A 15254-nucleotide genomic window follows, 5' to 3' on the forward strand; every position below is an offset into this window, starting at 1 on the left:
AGGCGATGCGCGTGATTTTCATGGGAACGCCCGAGTTTTCCGTGCCGGTGCTGGATGCGCTGATCGACGCGGGGCATGATATTGCAGCCGTCTATTGCCAGCCGCCCCGGCCCGCAGGGCGCGGCAAGAAAGACCGCCCCACCCCCGTGCACGCCCGCGCCGAAGCGCTGGGCCTGATGGTGCGCCATCCGGCGACGCTGAAAGCACAAGCGGACCGCGATGCTTTTGCGGCGCTGAACGCGGATGTGGCGGTTGTCGTGGCCTATGGGCTGATCTTGCCGCAACCCATTCTGGATGCGCCGAAACACGGTTGCCTGAACATACACGCCTCGCTCTTGCCGCGCTGGCGCGGGGCGGCGCCGATCCACCGCGCGGTGATGGCGGGCGATGCGCAGACCGGCGTTTGCATCATGCAGATGGAGGCCGGTCTGGACACCGGCCCGGTGCTGTTGCGCGAAGAAACCGCGATTGGGCAGACGGAAACCACGGGCGAATTGCACGACCGTCTGAGCGACATGGGCGCGCGGCTGATCACACAGGCTCTGGCGCGGCTGGATACGCTGGAAGCACAGGCGCAGCCCGCACAGGGCGTGACCTATGCGACCAAGATCGACAAGGGCGAAGCGCGCATCGACTGGACGCGCCCCGCGCCCGACCTGGTGCGCCATATCAACGGCCTCAGCCCGTTTCCCGGCGCCTGGACCGACGCGGACGGGGCGCGGCTGAAGCTGTTGCGCGCGCGCCCTGCGCCGGGGCACGGCGCGCCGGGCCAGGTGTTGCACGGCTTTACGGTGGCCTGCGGCACCGGTGCGATCGAGGTTCTGTCGGCGCAGCGCGAAGGCAAGCGGCCGATGGAGGCGGCGGATATCCTCAAGGGGATGACACTGCCCGATCATTTGGGCTGACCGACTGGCCTGGTCGTCTGGGCTGACTGGCTGGCCTGACCGTCTGGGCGAATTGTCTGGGCTGAGCGGGCAAGAGCTGTGGCGCAAAAGCCGCGTTGATTTCACCGCAACTCGGGCCCCTTGATTGCAATCCCCCACCTGCGCATACTTCACGTGGGGGCGATCACGGGGACCAAGTGATGGTTTATCTTCTACTTTTCGTACTGGCGTCGGTCGCCGGCCTTTTGGCTGCGCGGTATATGAATGCGAATACCGGCCCATTTGGCGCGATTGGCATCGGGCTGCTGGGCGCGGTTATGGCGTCGGTTGTGTTGCGTGTGGGCATCATCGGGTCGGGCATCGCATTCGTTCTGATGCTGGGCGCGTCGATGTTGCTGATCTGGCTGTTCCGCGAAGTTGAGCCGGGCGCTGAGCCAGCCACAGACCACACCAAACGCTGAAGTCAGGCGCGGGGCGGGCGGCTTTTGTACACCGGCAGCCGCCAGCCAAACGCGATGGATCCGGCCCGCAACGCAAAGGTCAGCGCGGTGCAGGCCAGCAATGTCATGACGGACGACAGGCCCGCATAGACCGCCGGCACCGTCGCGCAGGCCCCTGCAAAGGCGGCCGAGGCATAAAGTTCGCCCTGTTTGAGCACGAGCGGCACCTCGTTGCAGACCACGTCGCGCATCAGCCCGCCCATCACGCCGGTGACCACCCCCATCAGCACCACAACCACTGCCGGTTGCCCGGCCGACAAAGCTGCCCCGCTGCCCGCCGCGACCGCGACCGACAGGGCCAGCGCATCCAGCCACGTCAGCGCGCGCAAGCGGCTTTCCAGCAGGTGCGCGGTGAAAAAGACCAACAGCGCCACACAGACCGCAACCCCGATGATCGACGGGTTGGCCAGCCAGAACACTTCGCGGTCCAGCAGCAGATCACGGATCGTGCCGCCGCCAACGGCCGTCAGGCTGGCCAGAAAGAAGAACCCCACAAGATCAAGCTGTTGGCGCGATGCTGCCAGCGCCCCCGATGCGGCGAACACGGCAACCGACGCGTAATCAAGCCCGGTCAGAAAGGTCATTTGAACGGGGCCATGCCAGCGCGGGCCAGTTCGTCGGCCCGTTCGTTTTCGGGGTGGCCGGCATGGCCCTTGACCCATTCCCAGGTCACATCATGGCGCGCCGCAGCTTGTTCCAGCCGTTGCCACAGATCGACATTCTTGACCGGCTTCTTGTTCGACGTTTTCCAGCCGTTGCGCTTCCAGCCGTGGATCCAGCCGGTCACGCCGTTTTTGACATAGGCGCTGTCGGTGATGATGGTGATCGCGGTTTCGCGGCCCAGCGTTTCCAGCGCGCTGATCGCGGCCAGCAATTCCATCCGGTTGTTGGTGGTCTGCGCTTCGCCGCCTGACAATTCACGCTCTTTGAGCACGGTGTGGCCGTCCTTGGCCTGCAACAGCACCCCCCAGCCCCCCGGACCTGGATTGCCCGAACAGGCGCCGTCGGTATATGCGAAATACTCAGCCATATCTGCTGCCTACTGCCCTTGTTTGAATGGGAAAATCAGACCGCACCTGCGCGGGCGTGCGGGGTGGGCTGCGCGATGATGGTGGGCACCCCGCGCACAGATGATGGTGGGCGCCCCCGCGCACAGTGGATACGCCAGCGGGCTGCGGGCGCATCACGCGGGTGCGCGCAGCACGCGCGGCACTTTGAATTCAACGTTTTCCTGCGCCGTTTCGACGATTTCAGTTTCAAAGTCATACCGATCGTGGAAGGCGTCGATGACTTCGTTGACCAGGACCTCGGGGGCGCTGGCCCCGGCGGTGATGCCGACTGTCCCCACGCCGTCCAGCGCGCGCCAGTCGATGTCGGTGGCGCGTTGCACCAATTGCGCATAGTCACAGCCCGCGGCGCGCCCCACTTCGACCAACCGCTTGGAATTGCTGGAATTTGGCGCGCCGATCACCAGCAGCGCATCGATCTGCGGCGCGATGGCCTTGACCGCCGCCTGACGGTTGGTCGTGGCGTAGCAGATGTCTTCCTTGTGGGGGCAGACGATGGTTGGAAAGCGGGCCTTGAGCGCGGCCACGATGCCAGCGGTGTCATCCACCGACAGAGTCGTTTGCGTGATATAGGCCAGGCGTTCGGGGTCGCGCACCTGCAGCGTTGCCACATCGTCTGCGGTTTCGACCAGCAGGACTTCGCCGTCGGGCAACTGGCCCATCGTTCCGACCGTTTCAGGGTGCCCGGCATGGCCGATCATGACCATCTGCAGCCCGCTCTGGTAGTGACGCTCGGCTTCGATATGGACCTTGCTGACAAGCGGGCAGGTGGCATCGACAAAGACCATCTGGCGCGCCTGGGCGGCGGCGGGCACGGCTTTGGGAACCCCGTGGGCCGAAAAGATGACGGGCCGGTCCGATGGGCAATCTTCCAGCGATTCGACAAAGACCGCGCCCTTGTCACGCAACCCATCGACCACGAATTTGTTGTGCACGATTTCGTGGCGCACATAGACCGGCGCGCCCCATTTTTCGATGGCCATTTCGACGATCTTGATGGCCCGGTCCACGCCTGCGCAAAAGCCGCGCGGCGCCGCGAGATAGAGTTTGAGCTTGGGCTTGGTCATCACCGTGTTCCTTCGTCCCCAGACCTAAGTTGGTGCGGGGCGAACGTCCAGAGGGAATGGCGCATGCAAGCGCGGCAGGGGTCTGCCGATCACTCGTCGGCGGCTTCTTTTTCGCGTTCGGTTTCGCGCGGCTCGCGCGGGGGGCGACCGATCACATCGCGCAGTTCTTCCAGTTCGATGAAATTGTCCGCTTGCCGGCGCAGGTCGTCCGAAATCATCGGCGGATGCGACCGGATCGTCGACACCACAGACACGCGTACGCCTTTGCGCTGAATCGCTTCGACCAGCGGGCGGAAATCACCGTCGCCCGAAAACAGGACCACGTGCTCAAGATGTGGCGCAAGTTCCAGCGCGTCGACCGCCAGTTCGATGTCCATGTTGCCCTTGACCTTTCGCCGTCCCTGGGCGTCGGTGTATTCCTTGGCGGGCTTGGTCACCATGGTGTAGCCATTGTAATTCAACCAATCGACGAGCGGGCGAATGGGTGAATAATCGTCGTTTTCCAGAAGCGCTGTGTAATAAAAAGCCCTGACAAGCTTGCCACGCCGGAGAAATTCCTGGCGCAAAAGCTTGTAGTCGATGTCAAATCCAAGGGCTTTCGCGGCTGCATACAGATTCGAGCCATCGATGAACAGCGCAAGCCGTTCGTCTCGGTAGAACATATTTTTCCTTCCTAGTCGCGTCGATAGTCGTTGGGTGAGTGGTAAAATCTGTACTGTCGAAACACTCATGAAAGTATATCAATAATCAGATGGAGCAACCCGTTAGCGACCACAATGCCGAATATCGGGGAATTGTTGCCTTGGGCGGCAACATTGACTCGGGGTTCGGGCCGCCAAACGCCACGATCACGGCGGCGATCGACCGGCTTGAGGCCAGCGGCGTGCGGGTGCGGGCGCGTTCGAATCTGTATCGCACCGACTGCTATCCCAAGGGCAGCGGCCCGGACTTTATCAATGCGGTGGTCGCGGTTGAAACGGGGTTGGATGCCCCGGCGCTATTGGCCCTGTTGCACCGGATCGAAGCTGAATTCGGGCGCCAGCGCACCGCGCGCTGGTCGGCGCGCACGCTGGACATGGACCTGATCGCTCTGGGCGGGCAGGTGCTGCCCGACGCGGCCACGGTCCGGGCATGGATCGACCTGCCGCTGGCGCAACAGATGGAACGGGCGCCCGACGGGCTGATCTTGCCCCATCCGCGCCTGCAGGACCGGGCCTTTGTACTGATTCCCCTTTGCGACGTGGCGCCGGACTGGCGGCACCCGATTTCGGGGCTGACGGCGCGGGAAATGTGCGACCGGCTGCCCCAGGCGGACAAAGAGGGTGTCAAACCTGTGTGATATCGCGCGACGGGGACACGGTTCGGCTTGCAAAGCCTATGTCAAGCCCGTAAATAGGCGGCTCGAAACCCACTCTCGCTCAGGAATTGGAGTTCCCATGGCCCGCGTCACGGTAGAAGATTGCGTCGATAAGGTACCGAACCGGTTTGAACTGGTTATGCTGGCCGCACATCGTGCGCGCGAAATCGCAACCGGCGCCCCCGTGACCGTCGACCGCGACAACGACAAGAACCCCGTCGTTTCGCTGCGCGAGATTGCCGAGGAAACCCAGAGCGCCGACGAGCTGCGCGAGCGGATGATCGAAAGCAACCAGACTCAGATCGAGGTGGACGAACCCGAAGACGACGCCATGGCGCTGTTGATGGGGGCCGAGGCCGACAAGCCCGCCGAAGACGACATGTCCGAAGAAAAGCTGCTTCGGGCATTGATGGAAGCACAGGGTCAGCAATAAGCGCCCTGCCGCCACGAAGGGTGCGGACCGGATGATCGACGTCGACGACCTGATCGCGCTGGTTCGCAACTACAACCCCAAGACAAATGAAGCCAAGCTGCGCGATGCCTATGACTATGGCATGGCCATGCACGAGGGCCAGTTCCGCCATTCGGGCGAGCCGTACTTCAGCCATCCGGTCGCGGTGGCCGCGATCCTGACGGAAATGCGTCTGGACGATGCGACCATCATTACCGCGCTTTTGCATGACACCATCGAAGACACCGGATCGACCTATGGGCAGATTTCCGAGCGGTTCGGCCCCGACATCGCCGAACTGGTCGATGGCGTCACCAAGCTGACCAACCTGCAGCTTTCGTCGTCGGAAACCAAGCAGGCGGAGAACTTTCGCAAGCTGTTCATGGCCATGTCCAAGGACCTGCGGGTGATCCTGGTCAAACTGGCTGACCGGTTGCACAACATGCGCACCATCAAGTCCATGCGCCCGGAAAAGCAGGTGCAAAAGGCGCGCGAGACGATGGATATCTACGCGCCCCTGGCAGGGCGCATGGGCATGCAGTGGATGCGCGAGGAACTAGAGGACCTGTCGTTCAAGGTGCTCAATCCCGAAGGGCGCAATTCCATCATCCGCCGTTTCATCACCTTGCAGCGCGAAACCGGCGATGTCGTCTATCAGATCACCAACGACATCCGCCACGAGCTTGAAACCGAAGGGGTCGAAGCCGATGTGTTCGGCCGCGCCAAAAAGCCCTATTCGATCTGGCGCAAGATGCAGGAAAAATCGCAGAGTTTTTCCCGCCTGTCCGACATCTACGGGTTCCGCATCATCACGCAGACCGAAGGCGACTGTTACCGCGTTCTGGGCGCGATCCACCGCCGGTGGCGGGCTGTGCCCGGCCGGTTCAAGGACTATATCAGCCAGCCGAAATCGAACGGGTACCGATCGATCCACACCACCGTGTCGGGCCGCGACGGCAAGCGCGTCGAGGTGCAGATCCGCACCCGTCAGATGCACGAGGTCGCCGAAGCGGGCGTCGCCGCGCACTGGTCGTATCGTGACGGCGTGCGGGCCGAAAACCCCTTTGCCGTCGATCCGTCCAAGTGGATCGCCACGCTGACCGAACGGTTCGAAAGCGCGCACGATCACGACGAATTCCTCGAGCACGTCAAGCTTGAGATGTATTCCGATCAGGTCTTTTGTTTTTCGCCCAAGGGCGATGTGGTCAAGTTGCCCAAAGGGGCCACGCCGCTGGATTTTGCCTATGCGATCCACACCCGAATCGGCGACAGCTGTGTCGGCGCCAAGGTGGATGGAATCCGCGTGCCCATGTGGACACGGCTGAAAAATGGCCAGTCGGTCGAAATCATGACGGCCGAGGGGCAGCGCCCGCAAGCCACATGGATCGACATCGTCGTGACCGGCCGCGCCAAGGCCGCGATCCGCAAAAGCCTGCGCGAAGAACACCGCGAGCGTTTTATCAAACTGGGGCGCGAACTGGCGCGTGTCGCATTTGAGCACGTGGGCAAGAAGGCGACCGACAAGGCGCTGAAAACCGCGGCGCGCCAGATGTCGTGCAATACCGTCGACGACCTGCTCGAACGCTTGGGGGCGGCCGAACTGCCCGCCCGCGATGTGGTCCGCGCGCTTTACCCCGAACTGGATACCACGGGCGAAAATGTCGATCAGAAACGCGCGGTGCTGGGGCTGCGGCAAGGCCAGCGTTTTGAGCGGGCGCAGTGTTGCCAGCCGGTTCCGGGCGAAAGGATCGTCGGCATCGGAATCCCAGGCCACGGCGTGGTGATCCACGCGATCGATTGCCCGACGCTGGAAGATCACGAAGACACGACCGATCAGTGGTTGGACCTGCAGTGGCATTCAGGCCCGCATGGGGCGGTCAACAACGTGACGCTGAACGTCACCATTTCGAATGATGCGGGCGTGCTTGGGCGCATTTGCACGTTGATTGGCGAGCAAAAGGCCAATATCTCGGACCTGCATTTCGTTGACCGCAAACAGGATTTCTATCGACTGCTGATCGATGTGGATATACGCGATGTCGAGCATCTTCATGCCGTGATGTTGGCATTAGAGGCAGAAAGCGACATCGCCGATATCAGTCGGCATCGCGATGTCACGCGCAGTGCGCAAGGGGCACACTGACCCGACAAACCGTCGCGAATCGTCTAAGGTAGGCGGGGTCGAGCAAGGGGAAGAACCGGTGTTCAAACGCCGCAATAAACTTTCATGGGTGCAGGCTGCGGGTCAGTTGGTCTGGCCGCGCGGCGGTTGGACGCGTGCTATGCATTACGTCCGCCATCGCATCCGCCGCCTTCCCGATACGCCCGAAAAAATCGCACGCGGCATTTTCGCGGGCGTCTTTACTGTGTTCACCCCTTTTTTCGGGCTGCATTTCGTCGTCGCCGCGCTGCTGGCGAAAGTGATGCGGGGCAATATCTGGGCGGCGCTGGCCGCGACCTTCGTGGGCAACCCGCTGACCTATGTGCCGATCGCGGTCACGTCTCTCAAGACCGGGCATCTTCTGCTTGGCACGCAGTTTTCGCCCGACGACGAACGCAGCCTGATGGGCAAGTTCATGGCGGCGGCGGATGACTTCTGGCGCAATTTCCGCGCCATTTTCACTGACGTAGACGCCAATTGGAACAGCCTGATCCAGTTCTGGCACGAGGTGTATTACCCCTATCTGATCGGCGGGCTGATCCCCGGGGTCCTTGCGGGGTGGGGCGCCTATTTCCTGTCGGTTCCGGTTCTGCGCGCCTATCAGAAACGCCGCCGGGCCAAGCTGCTGGCGATCCTTGAAATGCGGCGCCAGGCGGGCGAAGCGGCGCGGGCCGATGATCCGGGCGATGCCAAGCGCGAAGCGGGCACCACCAAGCACAACAACAGCGGCGCGACGGCATAGCGCCCCGCTCCGGTGACACATGAAATCCCGGGTGGACCTGCCAGCCGGATCGGCTAGGGTCTGGCCGAACAGAAACTGACAGAAACTGGGGGGCGGAATGCAACCTGTCGGAGATCTGCGTTTGGGCGTGAACATCGATCACGTCGCCACGGTACGAAATGCCCGCGGGTCGGCTTATCCCGATCCGATCCGCGCGGCGAAACTGGCGCAAGAGGCTGGCGCCGATGGCATTACCGCGCACCTGCGTGAAGACCGGCGTCATATTTCGGACGCGGATATCGCAGGGCTGATGTCGACGCTTGAGCTGCCGTTGAATTTTGAAATGGCCGCGACCGACGAAATGCAGGCCATCGCCTTGCGTCACCGGCCGCATGCGGTCTGCATCGTGCCCGAAAAACGCGAAGAGCGCACCACCGAAGGCGGGCTTGATGTCGCGCGCGATGAAAACCGTCTGGCGCATTTTATTGCGCCGCTGCGCGATGCGGGCTGCAGGGTGTCCATTTTCATCGCGGCGGACCGGGCGCAGATCGAAGCGGCCGCGCGGATCGGCGCCGCCGTGGTCGAATTGCACACCGGCGCCTATTGCGATCTTCACGCCGAAGGGGCGTTCGACAAGCGCGACGAAGAGTTGGCCCGCCTGACCGACATGGCCGCCCTGGCGCATGATCTGGGGCTGGAAGTGCACGCTGGGCACGGGCTGACCTATGACACGGTCACCCCCATTGCCGTCCTGCCGCAGATCGTCGAACTGAACATCGGTCACTTTCTGATCGGCGAGGCGATTTTCCGCGGTCTGGTCCCCGCAATCCACGAGATGAGACGGCTCATGCAAGATGCCCGTGGTTAATCGGTTGGTTGCCGCCGCAAGACGGCGCGGCCCGCGCGGCGCCGGCCCCCGCTGCACCGGCCACCGCGTGCGGGCGGCGGTTCTGGCGGCGCTGGTGGGCGCATCTCCAGCGGTCGCGCAACAGGTCAGTGATTGCGACTGGCGCGCGCGGGCGGACAACATCATGGAGCCATGGGAAGAAAACACCCGCACCTTCGGCGGTGGGCGCACCCGGATCACAGCGCTGGACACGATTGAACCGGCTGTTGGCGCGTTCCACCTGATGATCGTGTCACCGCCCTTTGACGAGGTCGGCGCGCGCCAGTGCAAGATCGTGTCTCTGGACGGATCCGCCGGCTTTGCAGGGATGCACATCGACCGGATGATCGCCGGCTATCATCCGTCGACCGGGTTGGCGTTGCAGGTGCCGGTGCGGATATTGGGGGAAACGGGCGCGCCGCAAGACGCGGTTCTGAACGTTGCCGTCAATCAGGGCACGGGCGCCATTTCCGCGCAGGTGGGTGCGCCATGATCCTGGGCATCGGCACCGACCTGGCCAATATCGAACGCATCGAAAAGACGCTTGATCGTTTCGGCGACAGGTTTCGCAACCGCGTTTTTACCGAGATCGAACAAACCAAAGCCGAGCGCCGCCAGGACACCGCCGGAACCTATGCCAAACGGTGGGCCGCGAAAGAGGCCTGCTCCAAAGCGCTCGGGACCGGGTTGCGGATGGGCATCGCATGGAAAGACATGTCGGTGACCAACCTGCGCTCTGGCCAACCCGTCATGCATGTGACCGGCTGGGCAGCAGAACGCCTGGCCGACATGACCCCCGAGGGCTGCGAAGCGGTCATCCACGTCACGCTGACCGACGATCACCCCTGGGCCCAGGCGTTCGTCGTGATCGAGGCGCGCCCGGAGGCCGACACTTCACTTCTTGCGGGAAACCCCGCCCCGCGCCGTCCATCGGCTTGACAGGTGGCGCGGCGAAACGCATGTAGCCCCGAACGAATTTGAAAGGCGACACCCTATGTCTGAGATCAAGGATGGTCTGGTCGAAACTGTAAAGACGGTCGTTTACGCGCTGTTGATTGCCGGTGTGTTCAGGACATTGTTCTTTCAGCCTTTCTGGATTCCGACCGGATCCATGAAAGACACGCTGCTGATCGGGGATTTCCTGTTCGTCAACAAGATGGCCTACGGCTATTCGCGCTATTCGTGCCCCTTTGCGGTCTGTCCGATTTCGGGCCGGATCCTTGGCGATGAACCCGAGCGCGGCGACGTCATCGTGTTTCGTCACCCCTCTAGCGGGGCCGACTATGTCAAACGCCTGATTGGCCTGCCGGGCGACACGGTGCAGATGAAATCGGGTCTCTTGTATCTCAATGGCGAAGAAGTCCCGCAGGTGCCCGCAGGCACCTACGAAGAGCTGTATCAACGCCAGGGCAGCCAGGGCACCACGCCGATCTGTGCCAATGGCGCAGTTGGATTTGGCGGAACCTGTATCAAGGAACGCGCGATTGAAACCCTGCCGAACGGGGTTGCGCATTCGGTTCTGAACGCGGGCAACGGCGGGCTGGACAACACGCCGGTCTTTACCGTTCCCGAAGGGCACTATTTCTTCATGGGCGACAACCGCGACAATTCCACCGACAGTCGCGTTGCGCAGCCGGTGGGTGTCGGGTTCGTGTCCGAGCAATACCTGCTTGGCCGGGTTGACCGGGTGATGTTTTCGTCGGCGGGCAAATCGCTGCTGTTCTTCTGGACCTGGCGCGGCGATCGGTTCTTCAAGGCGGTCGAGTGAAGCTTGCCGCCGATCTCAAGGCCTTTGAGGGCCGTTTGGGGCACGAATTCGCCGACCCCGATCTGTTGATCCGCGCCGTCACGCATTCGTCGCTCTCGTCGCCCACGCGGCCAGACAACCAGCGGCTGGAATTTCTGGGCGACCGTGTGCTGGGGCTGGTGATGGCCGAAGCGCTGTTCGAAGCGGATCGCGGCGCGTCCGAGGGGCAGCTGGCCCCGCGTTTCAACGCCTTGGTGCGCAAGGAAACCTGCGCCGACGTCGCGCGGCAGATCGATCTTGGGGCGGTGCTGAAACTGGGCCGCTCTGAAATGATGTCGGGGGGGCGGCGCAAACAGGCCCTGCTGGGCGACGCGATGGAGGCCGTCATCGCCGCAGTGTATCGCGATGCCGGGTTCGCCAAGGCCAAGGCCGTGGTCAGCACGTTGTGGGGGGATCGTATCAACACGGTTGAGCAGGATGCTCGCGACGCAAAGACCGCGTTGCAGGAATGGGCGCAGGCCCGCCGCCAAAGCCCGCCCCGCTACGCTGAAGTGTCACGATCCGGGCCGGATCACGCCCCGGTCTTTACCATTGAAGCACGGTTGCAAAGCGGGCAGACCGCCCGGGCCCAGGCCCCGTCAAAGCGTCAGGCCGAACAGGCCGCCGCAACAACGCTGCTGGAACGATTGGAGGCCAAGGATGGCTGAGACGACACGCGCAGGTTTTGTCGCCCTGATCGGCGAGCCGAATGCCGGAAAATCGACCCTGTTAAACCGGATGGTCGGGGCCAAGGTGTCGATCGTGACCCACAAGGTCCAGACCACCCGTGCCCGTATTCGCGGCGTCGCCATCGAAGGCGACAGCCAGATCGTCTTTGTGGACACGCCGGGCATCTTTCAGCCCAAGCGGCGTTTGGACCGGGCCATGGTCACGGCGGCATGGGGCGGGGCGGCCGATGCCGATATCGTTGTGCTGATGATCGAAGCGCACCGCGGCCTGACCAGGGGCACGCAGGCGATCATCGACGCCCTGCATGAGCGCGCCTCGCCCAAGCAGACGATGGCGCTTGCGATCAACAAGATCGACCGCGTCCAGCCCGAGGTCCTGTTGGCCATGACCAAGGACCTGAACGCGGCATACCCCTTTGCCGAAACCTTCCTGATCTCGGCCGAAAAGGGCCGCGGCGTGGACGATCTGCGCGCCTGGCTGGCCCGCAGCCTGCCCGAGGGCCCCTGGCTTTACCCCGATGACCAGATCGCCGATCTGCCCCTGCGCATGATCGCGGCGGAAACGACCCGCGAAAAGCTGACCCTGCGGCTGCATCAGGAATTGCCCTACCAACTGACTGTCGAGACCGAAAATTGGGAAGAACGCAAGGACGGCTCGGTCAAGATTGATCAGGTGATCTACGTGGCGCGCGACGGGCACAAGGGGATCATCCTTGGCCACAAGGGCGAGACGATCAAAGCCGTCAGCAAGGCCGCCCGCGAGGATCTGGTCGAATTCCTGGGCCGCAAGGTGCATCTGTTCCTGCAGGTCAAAGTGCGGCCCGGCTGGTTGGAAGAACGCGAACGGTACGGCGAAATGGGCCTGGATTTCAACGACGGCAACACCTGATGCGCCTGACCACGGACATGTGGGTTGGCGCCTATCTGACCCGCCTGCGGCTGGCCGCCATCCCCGCGTTCGTCACCGCCAAAGGCGATCCCACCGCCGGGGCCGTCATCGTCAAACTGAACACGCTGGACGGGCAGGCCAAGGCGTTCCAGCGCACCTACGATCTGCTCAGCGATCAGCGCATGTGGGACACGCTGGCCCAGGGCCCCGAACCCGAGGTGGACGAGGCGCTGCGCAAGCAACGTCGGGTCGATCCGGACCTGTGGGTGATTGAGGTCGAGGATCGCCATGGGCGCACCTTGCTCGATGAGCCGGGGCTGAAGGACTAGGCGCGTCGCGGTGCCAGGGCGCGCGCCAGGCCAATCAGCCCAAGCCCTGCGACGGTAAAGGTCACCATCAGCACGGCGCACCAATAGGCAAAGCCGCCCCATCCCAGTTTCGGCAAATTCACGAAGAAATAGGGGTAAACGCCGTCCATCGATGCGCGGATCAGCGCGTAGACCAGGTAGCCCGCGGGCCATAGCAGCCACCACAGCGCCAGGCGCCATTGCAGCGCGCGTTTGGGGGCCAGAAACAGCCACCACATGGCCGTGGCCGCAGGCACCACCGTGTGCAGCCCGTGATCGGTGATCAGGCCAAGTCGGCTCTTGCCCGCGAAATCGGCCAGCAGCAGATGATAGACCACGCCGACGATCGCGATCCACAGCGTCACCCCGGTCAGCCAACCCGCGCTCACCAGCCGTCCGCTGAAAGCGATGTAGCCAAATGTTGCGGCGACAATCCCGTTCGTCAGAATCGTGAAATAGCGCAGGTTGATCCACAGCCCGCCCAACACGCTCATGCCCGGATGATCGCCTATGGTGATCGTCAGTTGCGACAGGATGGCGGCAAGGGCCGTCACGGCCAGCGCGGCGGCGCTGATGCGTTGGGCGCGGGTAGAACGGTCGGCAAGGCTCATGGTTCGCCAATCTTGCGTAATCGCAGGGCGGTGCGCAACCCGCTTGCCATGCGGCGGCAGCACTGGGAATAATGCCAACATGGAGTGGCGGGACACGGGCACAGTATTGGCCACGCGAAAGCACGGCGAAACTTCGGCGATCGTCGAAGTTTTCACGGCCGAACACGGGCGCCACACGGGCGTGGTGCGCGGGGGCGTGTCGCGCAAGATCAAGGCGGTTTTGCAACCCGGTAGCCACGTCAGCGTGGCGTGGCGCGCGCGCCTTGAGGATCACTTGGGCGCCTTTACGATCGAGCCGGTGAAATCACGCGCCGCGCTGATGGGCGACCGGTTGCAATTGGGCGCGCTGAACGCGGTGACCGCCATGCTGGTGCAAACCCTGCCCGAGCGCGAGTCGCACCCTTATCTCTATGCTGACAGCGAAGCCTTGTTCGACCGGATCGGGCAGGGCGACGACTGGCCGATGGCGTATTTGCATTGGGAATTGGCCTTGCTCGAAGAACTGGGCTACGGGCTGGACCTGTCGCGCTGCGCCGTAACCGGCTCACGCGAGGATCTGGCCTATGTCAGCCCGCGCACGGGCCGCGCCGTGGGGCGCGCGGCAGCGGGCGAATGGGCCGACCGGTTGTTGCCCTTGCCACATTGCCTGCTGGGCCAGTCGCCCTATTTCGCGTCCGAGGTCACACAGGGCCTGACGATGACCGGGCATTTTCTGGAAAAGCTGATGAACGATCTGGGCGACAGGCCCTTGCCGCCCGCGCGTCAGAGATTTCTGGATCTGCTAAGCCGCTGATGGCGCATCCACCAAAAAGCGTGCAGTGCGGGTCACCGCTTCGGCCGCGGGAACGAACGCAATATCCATGTCCTTGGCCGCCTTGGCGTGGCTGAGCGACGGGTCCCACCCCAGCCAATTCGTGACCGTTCGCAGATCTTTGTCGAACAGGGCCAGTGCCTTGACCATCAGGTTCGGCGCGGTGCGGGTTGCGATGCCACGGCCCGGAAATGCGCGCGCAAGGATCGCCCCCGCCTGGTTCATCTGCATGAAACTGTCGGCCGCAATATAGCGCTGGCCTATGGTCACCGGCGTCGACAGGGCGCGCACATGCATGGCCGACACGTCTTCGACATCCACAATCGGCAATGGCACGCGCGGCAACATCGGATCCTTGCCCGTCACAAGCCGTTCGACCACCCGTACGGACGATCCGTAATCCCGATCCATCGGGATGCCGCAGACCATCGCAGGGTTGATCGTGGTCAGCTGCATTTCAGGGTGGGTGGTCACGAAATCCCACGCAGCTTTTTCGGCAAAGATCTTGGAGCGGGTATAGGCCGAACAACTGGGCGCATCGGGGTTCGACCAGTCGGTTTCGGTGATCGGGTCGGATGTGACGCCGTGCATCACGGCCTCCATCGACGAGGTCAGCACGATGCGCGTCACGCCCTTGGCCTGCGCCGCCCGCAGCGCCCGCAACGTGCCTTCGACGGCCGGGGTCACGACCTTGGCGTCGTCGGTTTCCCCGATCGGAAAGGGCGAGGCTGTGTGCAGAACGGCGTCCACGCCGTCCATGGCGTCTTGCCAGCCATCGTCTTTCATCAGGTCCAGTTCGACAAAGGACAGCCGCGAAAGCGCCTCTGGTGCGGCGCCGTTGGCCGTCAGGGCGCTGCGTACTTCCCGCGCGCGGTGTTTGGACCGCAGCGATCCGCGCACGTTATAGCCCGCATCAAGCAGGTCCAGCGCGATCCGCTTTGCGATAAAGCCGGTGATTCCGGTCAGAAGTATGGTCTGCGGCATATCTCGCCCCTCATATCGTGCTGTGTGCTCAATATGGGGGGCG

Annotated in this window: 20 protein-coding genes; 14 read left to right on the plus strand and 6 right to left on the minus strand. The window is 63.2% G+C overall.

The annotated features are described in order from the left end of the window. The first annotated feature begins 5 nt into the window (after positions 1-5). Positions 6-905 (plus strand): methionyl-tRNA formyltransferase, encoded by a 900-nt coding sequence (gene fmt / locus ACP2AV_RS10235; RefSeq protein ID WP_426372603.1) that lies wholly within the window; start codon positions 6-8, stop codon positions 903-905. Positions 906-1084: 179 nt separating this feature from the next. After that, a complete protein-coding gene (locus ACP2AV_RS10240) occupies positions 1085-1345 on the plus strand; it encodes a hypothetical protein (RefSeq protein ID WP_426372604.1) in 261 nt (86 codons plus the stop codon). Between the two features lie 2 nt (positions 1346-1347). On the opposite strand, the gene ACP2AV_RS10245 is transcribed toward ACP2AV_RS10240, so the two are convergent. The 4 genes from ACP2AV_RS10245 to ACP2AV_RS10260 form a co-directional block, all read right to left on the minus strand. After that, the gene (locus ACP2AV_RS10245; RefSeq protein ID WP_426372605.1) at positions 1348-1968 is read right to left on the minus strand and encodes a trimeric intracellular cation channel family protein; all 621 of its coding nucleotides are present in this window, start codon (positions 1966-1968) and stop codon (positions 1348-1350) included. Further along, positions 1965-2414, minus strand: coding sequence for a ribonuclease HI (gene rnhA, locus ACP2AV_RS10250; protein ID WP_426372606.1), 450 nt, complete (start codon positions 2412-2414; stop codon positions 1965-1967). The genes ACP2AV_RS10245 and rnhA overlap by 4 nt, the downstream gene beginning before the upstream one ends. A 153-nt stretch (positions 2415-2567) precedes the next feature. Next, the gene (gene ispH, locus ACP2AV_RS10255; RefSeq protein WP_426372607.1) at positions 2568-3518 is read right to left on the minus strand and encodes a 4-hydroxy-3-methylbut-2-enyl diphosphate reductase; all 951 of its coding nucleotides are present in this window, start codon (positions 3516-3518) and stop codon (positions 2568-2570) included. Positions 3519-3607: 89 nt separating this feature from the next. Further along, a complete protein-coding gene (locus ACP2AV_RS10260) occupies positions 3608-4180 on the minus strand; it encodes an NYN domain-containing protein (protein ID WP_426372608.1) in 573 nt (190 codons plus the stop codon). 89 nt (positions 4181-4269) lie between these two features. Between ACP2AV_RS10260 and folK the strand changes: the two genes are divergently transcribed. From folK to ACP2AV_RS10315, 11 genes are all read left to right on the plus strand, one after another. Further along, positions 4270-4857: a 2-amino-4-hydroxy-6-hydroxymethyldihydropteridine diphosphokinase gene (folK, locus tag ACP2AV_RS10265; RefSeq protein ID WP_426372609.1), complete on the plus strand. Its 588-nt coding sequence runs from the start codon at positions 4270-4272 to the stop codon at positions 4855-4857. A gap of 97 nt (positions 4858-4954) precedes the next feature. Further along, on the plus strand, positions 4955-5308 hold the full coding sequence (rpoZ, locus tag ACP2AV_RS10270; RefSeq protein ID WP_426372610.1) for a DNA-directed RNA polymerase subunit omega: 354 nt from the start codon (positions 4955-4957) through the stop codon (positions 5306-5308). Between the two features lie 31 nt (positions 5309-5339). Further along, positions 5340-7469, plus strand: coding sequence for a RelA/SpoT family protein (locus ACP2AV_RS10275; RefSeq protein ID WP_426372611.1), 2130 nt, complete (start codon positions 5340-5342; stop codon positions 7467-7469). A gap of 139 nt (positions 7470-7608) precedes the next feature. Next, positions 7609-8229, plus strand: a complete 621-nt coding sequence (locus ACP2AV_RS10280) for a DUF2062 domain-containing protein (protein ID WP_426372612.1) — start codon at positions 7609-7611, stop codon at positions 8227-8229. Between the two features lie 97 nt (positions 8230-8326). Continuing rightward, on the plus strand, positions 8327-9076 hold the full coding sequence (locus ACP2AV_RS10285) for a pyridoxine 5'-phosphate synthase (RefSeq protein WP_426372613.1): 750 nt from the start codon (positions 8327-8329) through the stop codon (positions 9074-9076). Continuing rightward, positions 9069-9587: a hypothetical protein gene (locus ACP2AV_RS10290; protein WP_426372614.1), complete on the plus strand. Its 519-nt coding sequence runs from the start codon at positions 9069-9071 to the stop codon at positions 9585-9587. Before ACP2AV_RS10285 ends, ACP2AV_RS10290 begins: the two co-directional genes overlap by 8 nt. Then, positions 9584-10033, plus strand: a complete 450-nt coding sequence (gene acpS, locus ACP2AV_RS10295; protein WP_426372615.1) for a holo-ACP synthase — start codon at positions 9584-9586, stop codon at positions 10031-10033. Before ACP2AV_RS10290 ends, acpS begins: the two co-directional genes overlap by 4 nt. A gap of 55 nt (positions 10034-10088) precedes the next feature. Next, positions 10089-10862, plus strand: coding sequence for a signal peptidase I (gene lepB, locus ACP2AV_RS10300; protein WP_426372616.1), 774 nt, complete (start codon positions 10089-10091; stop codon positions 10860-10862). Beyond that, on the plus strand, positions 10859-11548 hold the full coding sequence (gene rnc / locus ACP2AV_RS10305; protein ID WP_426372617.1) for a ribonuclease III: 690 nt from the start codon (positions 10859-10861) through the stop codon (positions 11546-11548). The genes lepB and rnc overlap by 4 nt, the downstream gene beginning before the upstream one ends. After that, entirely contained in the window at positions 11541-12458 is a 918-nt protein-coding gene (gene era, locus ACP2AV_RS10310; protein WP_426372618.1) for a GTPase Era, read from the plus strand. Before rnc ends, era begins: the two co-directional genes overlap by 8 nt. Further along, a complete protein-coding gene (locus ACP2AV_RS10315) occupies positions 12455-12787 on the plus strand; it encodes a DUF1491 family protein (RefSeq protein WP_426372636.1) in 333 nt (110 codons plus the stop codon). Before era ends, ACP2AV_RS10315 begins: the two co-directional genes overlap by 4 nt. Here the strand turns inward: ACP2AV_RS10315 and ACP2AV_RS10320 are convergent. Beyond that, positions 12784-13416: a Pr6Pr family membrane protein gene (locus tag ACP2AV_RS10320; protein ID WP_426372619.1), complete on the minus strand. Its 633-nt coding sequence runs from the start codon at positions 13414-13416 to the stop codon at positions 12784-12786. The two genes, ACP2AV_RS10315 and ACP2AV_RS10320, sit on opposite strands and share 4 nt — an antisense overlap. Before the next feature lie 79 nt (positions 13417-13495). On the opposite strand from ACP2AV_RS10320, the gene recO reads away from it, so the two are divergent. Beyond that, complete coding sequence (recO, locus tag ACP2AV_RS10325) at positions 13496-14209, plus strand: DNA repair protein RecO (protein WP_426372620.1); 714 nt, start codon at positions 13496-13498, stop codon at positions 14207-14209. On the opposite strand, the gene ACP2AV_RS10330 is transcribed toward recO, so the two are convergent. After that, positions 14198-15211: an NAD-dependent epimerase/dehydratase family protein gene (locus ACP2AV_RS10330; protein WP_426372621.1), complete on the minus strand. Its 1014-nt coding sequence runs from the start codon at positions 15209-15211 to the stop codon at positions 14198-14200. The genes recO and ACP2AV_RS10330 overlap by 12 nt on opposite strands. Between the last annotated feature and the right edge of the window lie 43 nt (positions 15212-15254).

Origin of the sequence: Aliiroseovarius sp. PTFE2010 (genome assembly GCF_049943335.1) — a bacterium.
In the GTDB taxonomy this organism is placed as follows: Bacteria; Pseudomonadota; Alphaproteobacteria; order Rhodobacterales; family Rhodobacteraceae; genus JBNFVY01.

Excerpts from the sequence above, each read along its gene's own strand:
- fmt (WP_426372603.1), top strand. The coding sequence starts at position 6 with ATGCGCGTGATTTTCATGGGAACGCCCGAGTTTTCCGTGCCGGTGCTG.
- ACP2AV_RS10240 (WP_426372604.1), top strand. The coding sequence starts at position 1,085 with ATGGTTTATCTTCTACTTTTCGTACTGGCGTCGGTCGCCGGCCTTTTG.
- ACP2AV_RS10245 (WP_426372605.1), bottom strand. The coding sequence starts at position 1,968 with ATGACCTTTCTGACCGGGCTTGATTACGCGTCGGTTGCCGTGTTCGCC.
- rnhA (WP_426372606.1), bottom strand. The coding sequence starts at position 2,414 with ATGGCTGAGTATTTCGCATATACCGACGGCGCCTGTTCGGGCAATCCA.
- ispH (WP_426372607.1), bottom strand. The coding sequence starts at position 3,518 with ATGACCAAGCCCAAGCTCAAACTCTATCTCGCGGCGCCGCGCGGCTTT.
- ACP2AV_RS10260 (WP_426372608.1), bottom strand. The coding sequence starts at position 4,180 with ATGTTCTACCGAGACGAACGGCTTGCGCTGTTCATCGATGGCTCGAAT.
- folK (WP_426372609.1), top strand. The coding sequence starts at position 4,270 with ATGGAGCAACCCGTTAGCGACCACAATGCCGAATATCGGGGAATTGTT.
- rpoZ (WP_426372610.1), top strand. The coding sequence starts at position 4,955 with ATGGCCCGCGTCACGGTAGAAGATTGCGTCGATAAGGTACCGAACCGG.
- ACP2AV_RS10275 (WP_426372611.1), top strand. The coding sequence starts at position 5,340 with ATGATCGACGTCGACGACCTGATCGCGCTGGTTCGCAACTACAACCCC.
- ACP2AV_RS10280 (WP_426372612.1), top strand. The coding sequence starts at position 7,609 with ATGCATTACGTCCGCCATCGCATCCGCCGCCTTCCCGATACGCCCGAA.
- ACP2AV_RS10285 (WP_426372613.1), top strand. The coding sequence starts at position 8,327 with ATGCAACCTGTCGGAGATCTGCGTTTGGGCGTGAACATCGATCACGTC.
- acpS (WP_426372615.1), top strand. The coding sequence starts at position 9,584 with ATGATCCTGGGCATCGGCACCGACCTGGCCAATATCGAACGCATCGAA.
- lepB (WP_426372616.1), top strand. The coding sequence starts at position 10,089 with ATGTCTGAGATCAAGGATGGTCTGGTCGAAACTGTAAAGACGGTCGTT.
- era (WP_426372618.1), top strand. The coding sequence starts at position 11,541 with ATGGCTGAGACGACACGCGCAGGTTTTGTCGCCCTGATCGGCGAGCCG.
- ACP2AV_RS10320 (WP_426372619.1), bottom strand. The coding sequence starts at position 13,416 with ATGAGCCTTGCCGACCGTTCTACCCGCGCCCAACGCATCAGCGCCGCC.
- recO (WP_426372620.1), top strand. The coding sequence starts at position 13,496 with ATGGAGTGGCGGGACACGGGCACAGTATTGGCCACGCGAAAGCACGGC.
- ACP2AV_RS10330 (WP_426372621.1), bottom strand. The coding sequence starts at position 15,211 with ATGCCGCAGACCATACTTCTGACCGGAATCACCGGCTTTATCGCAAAG.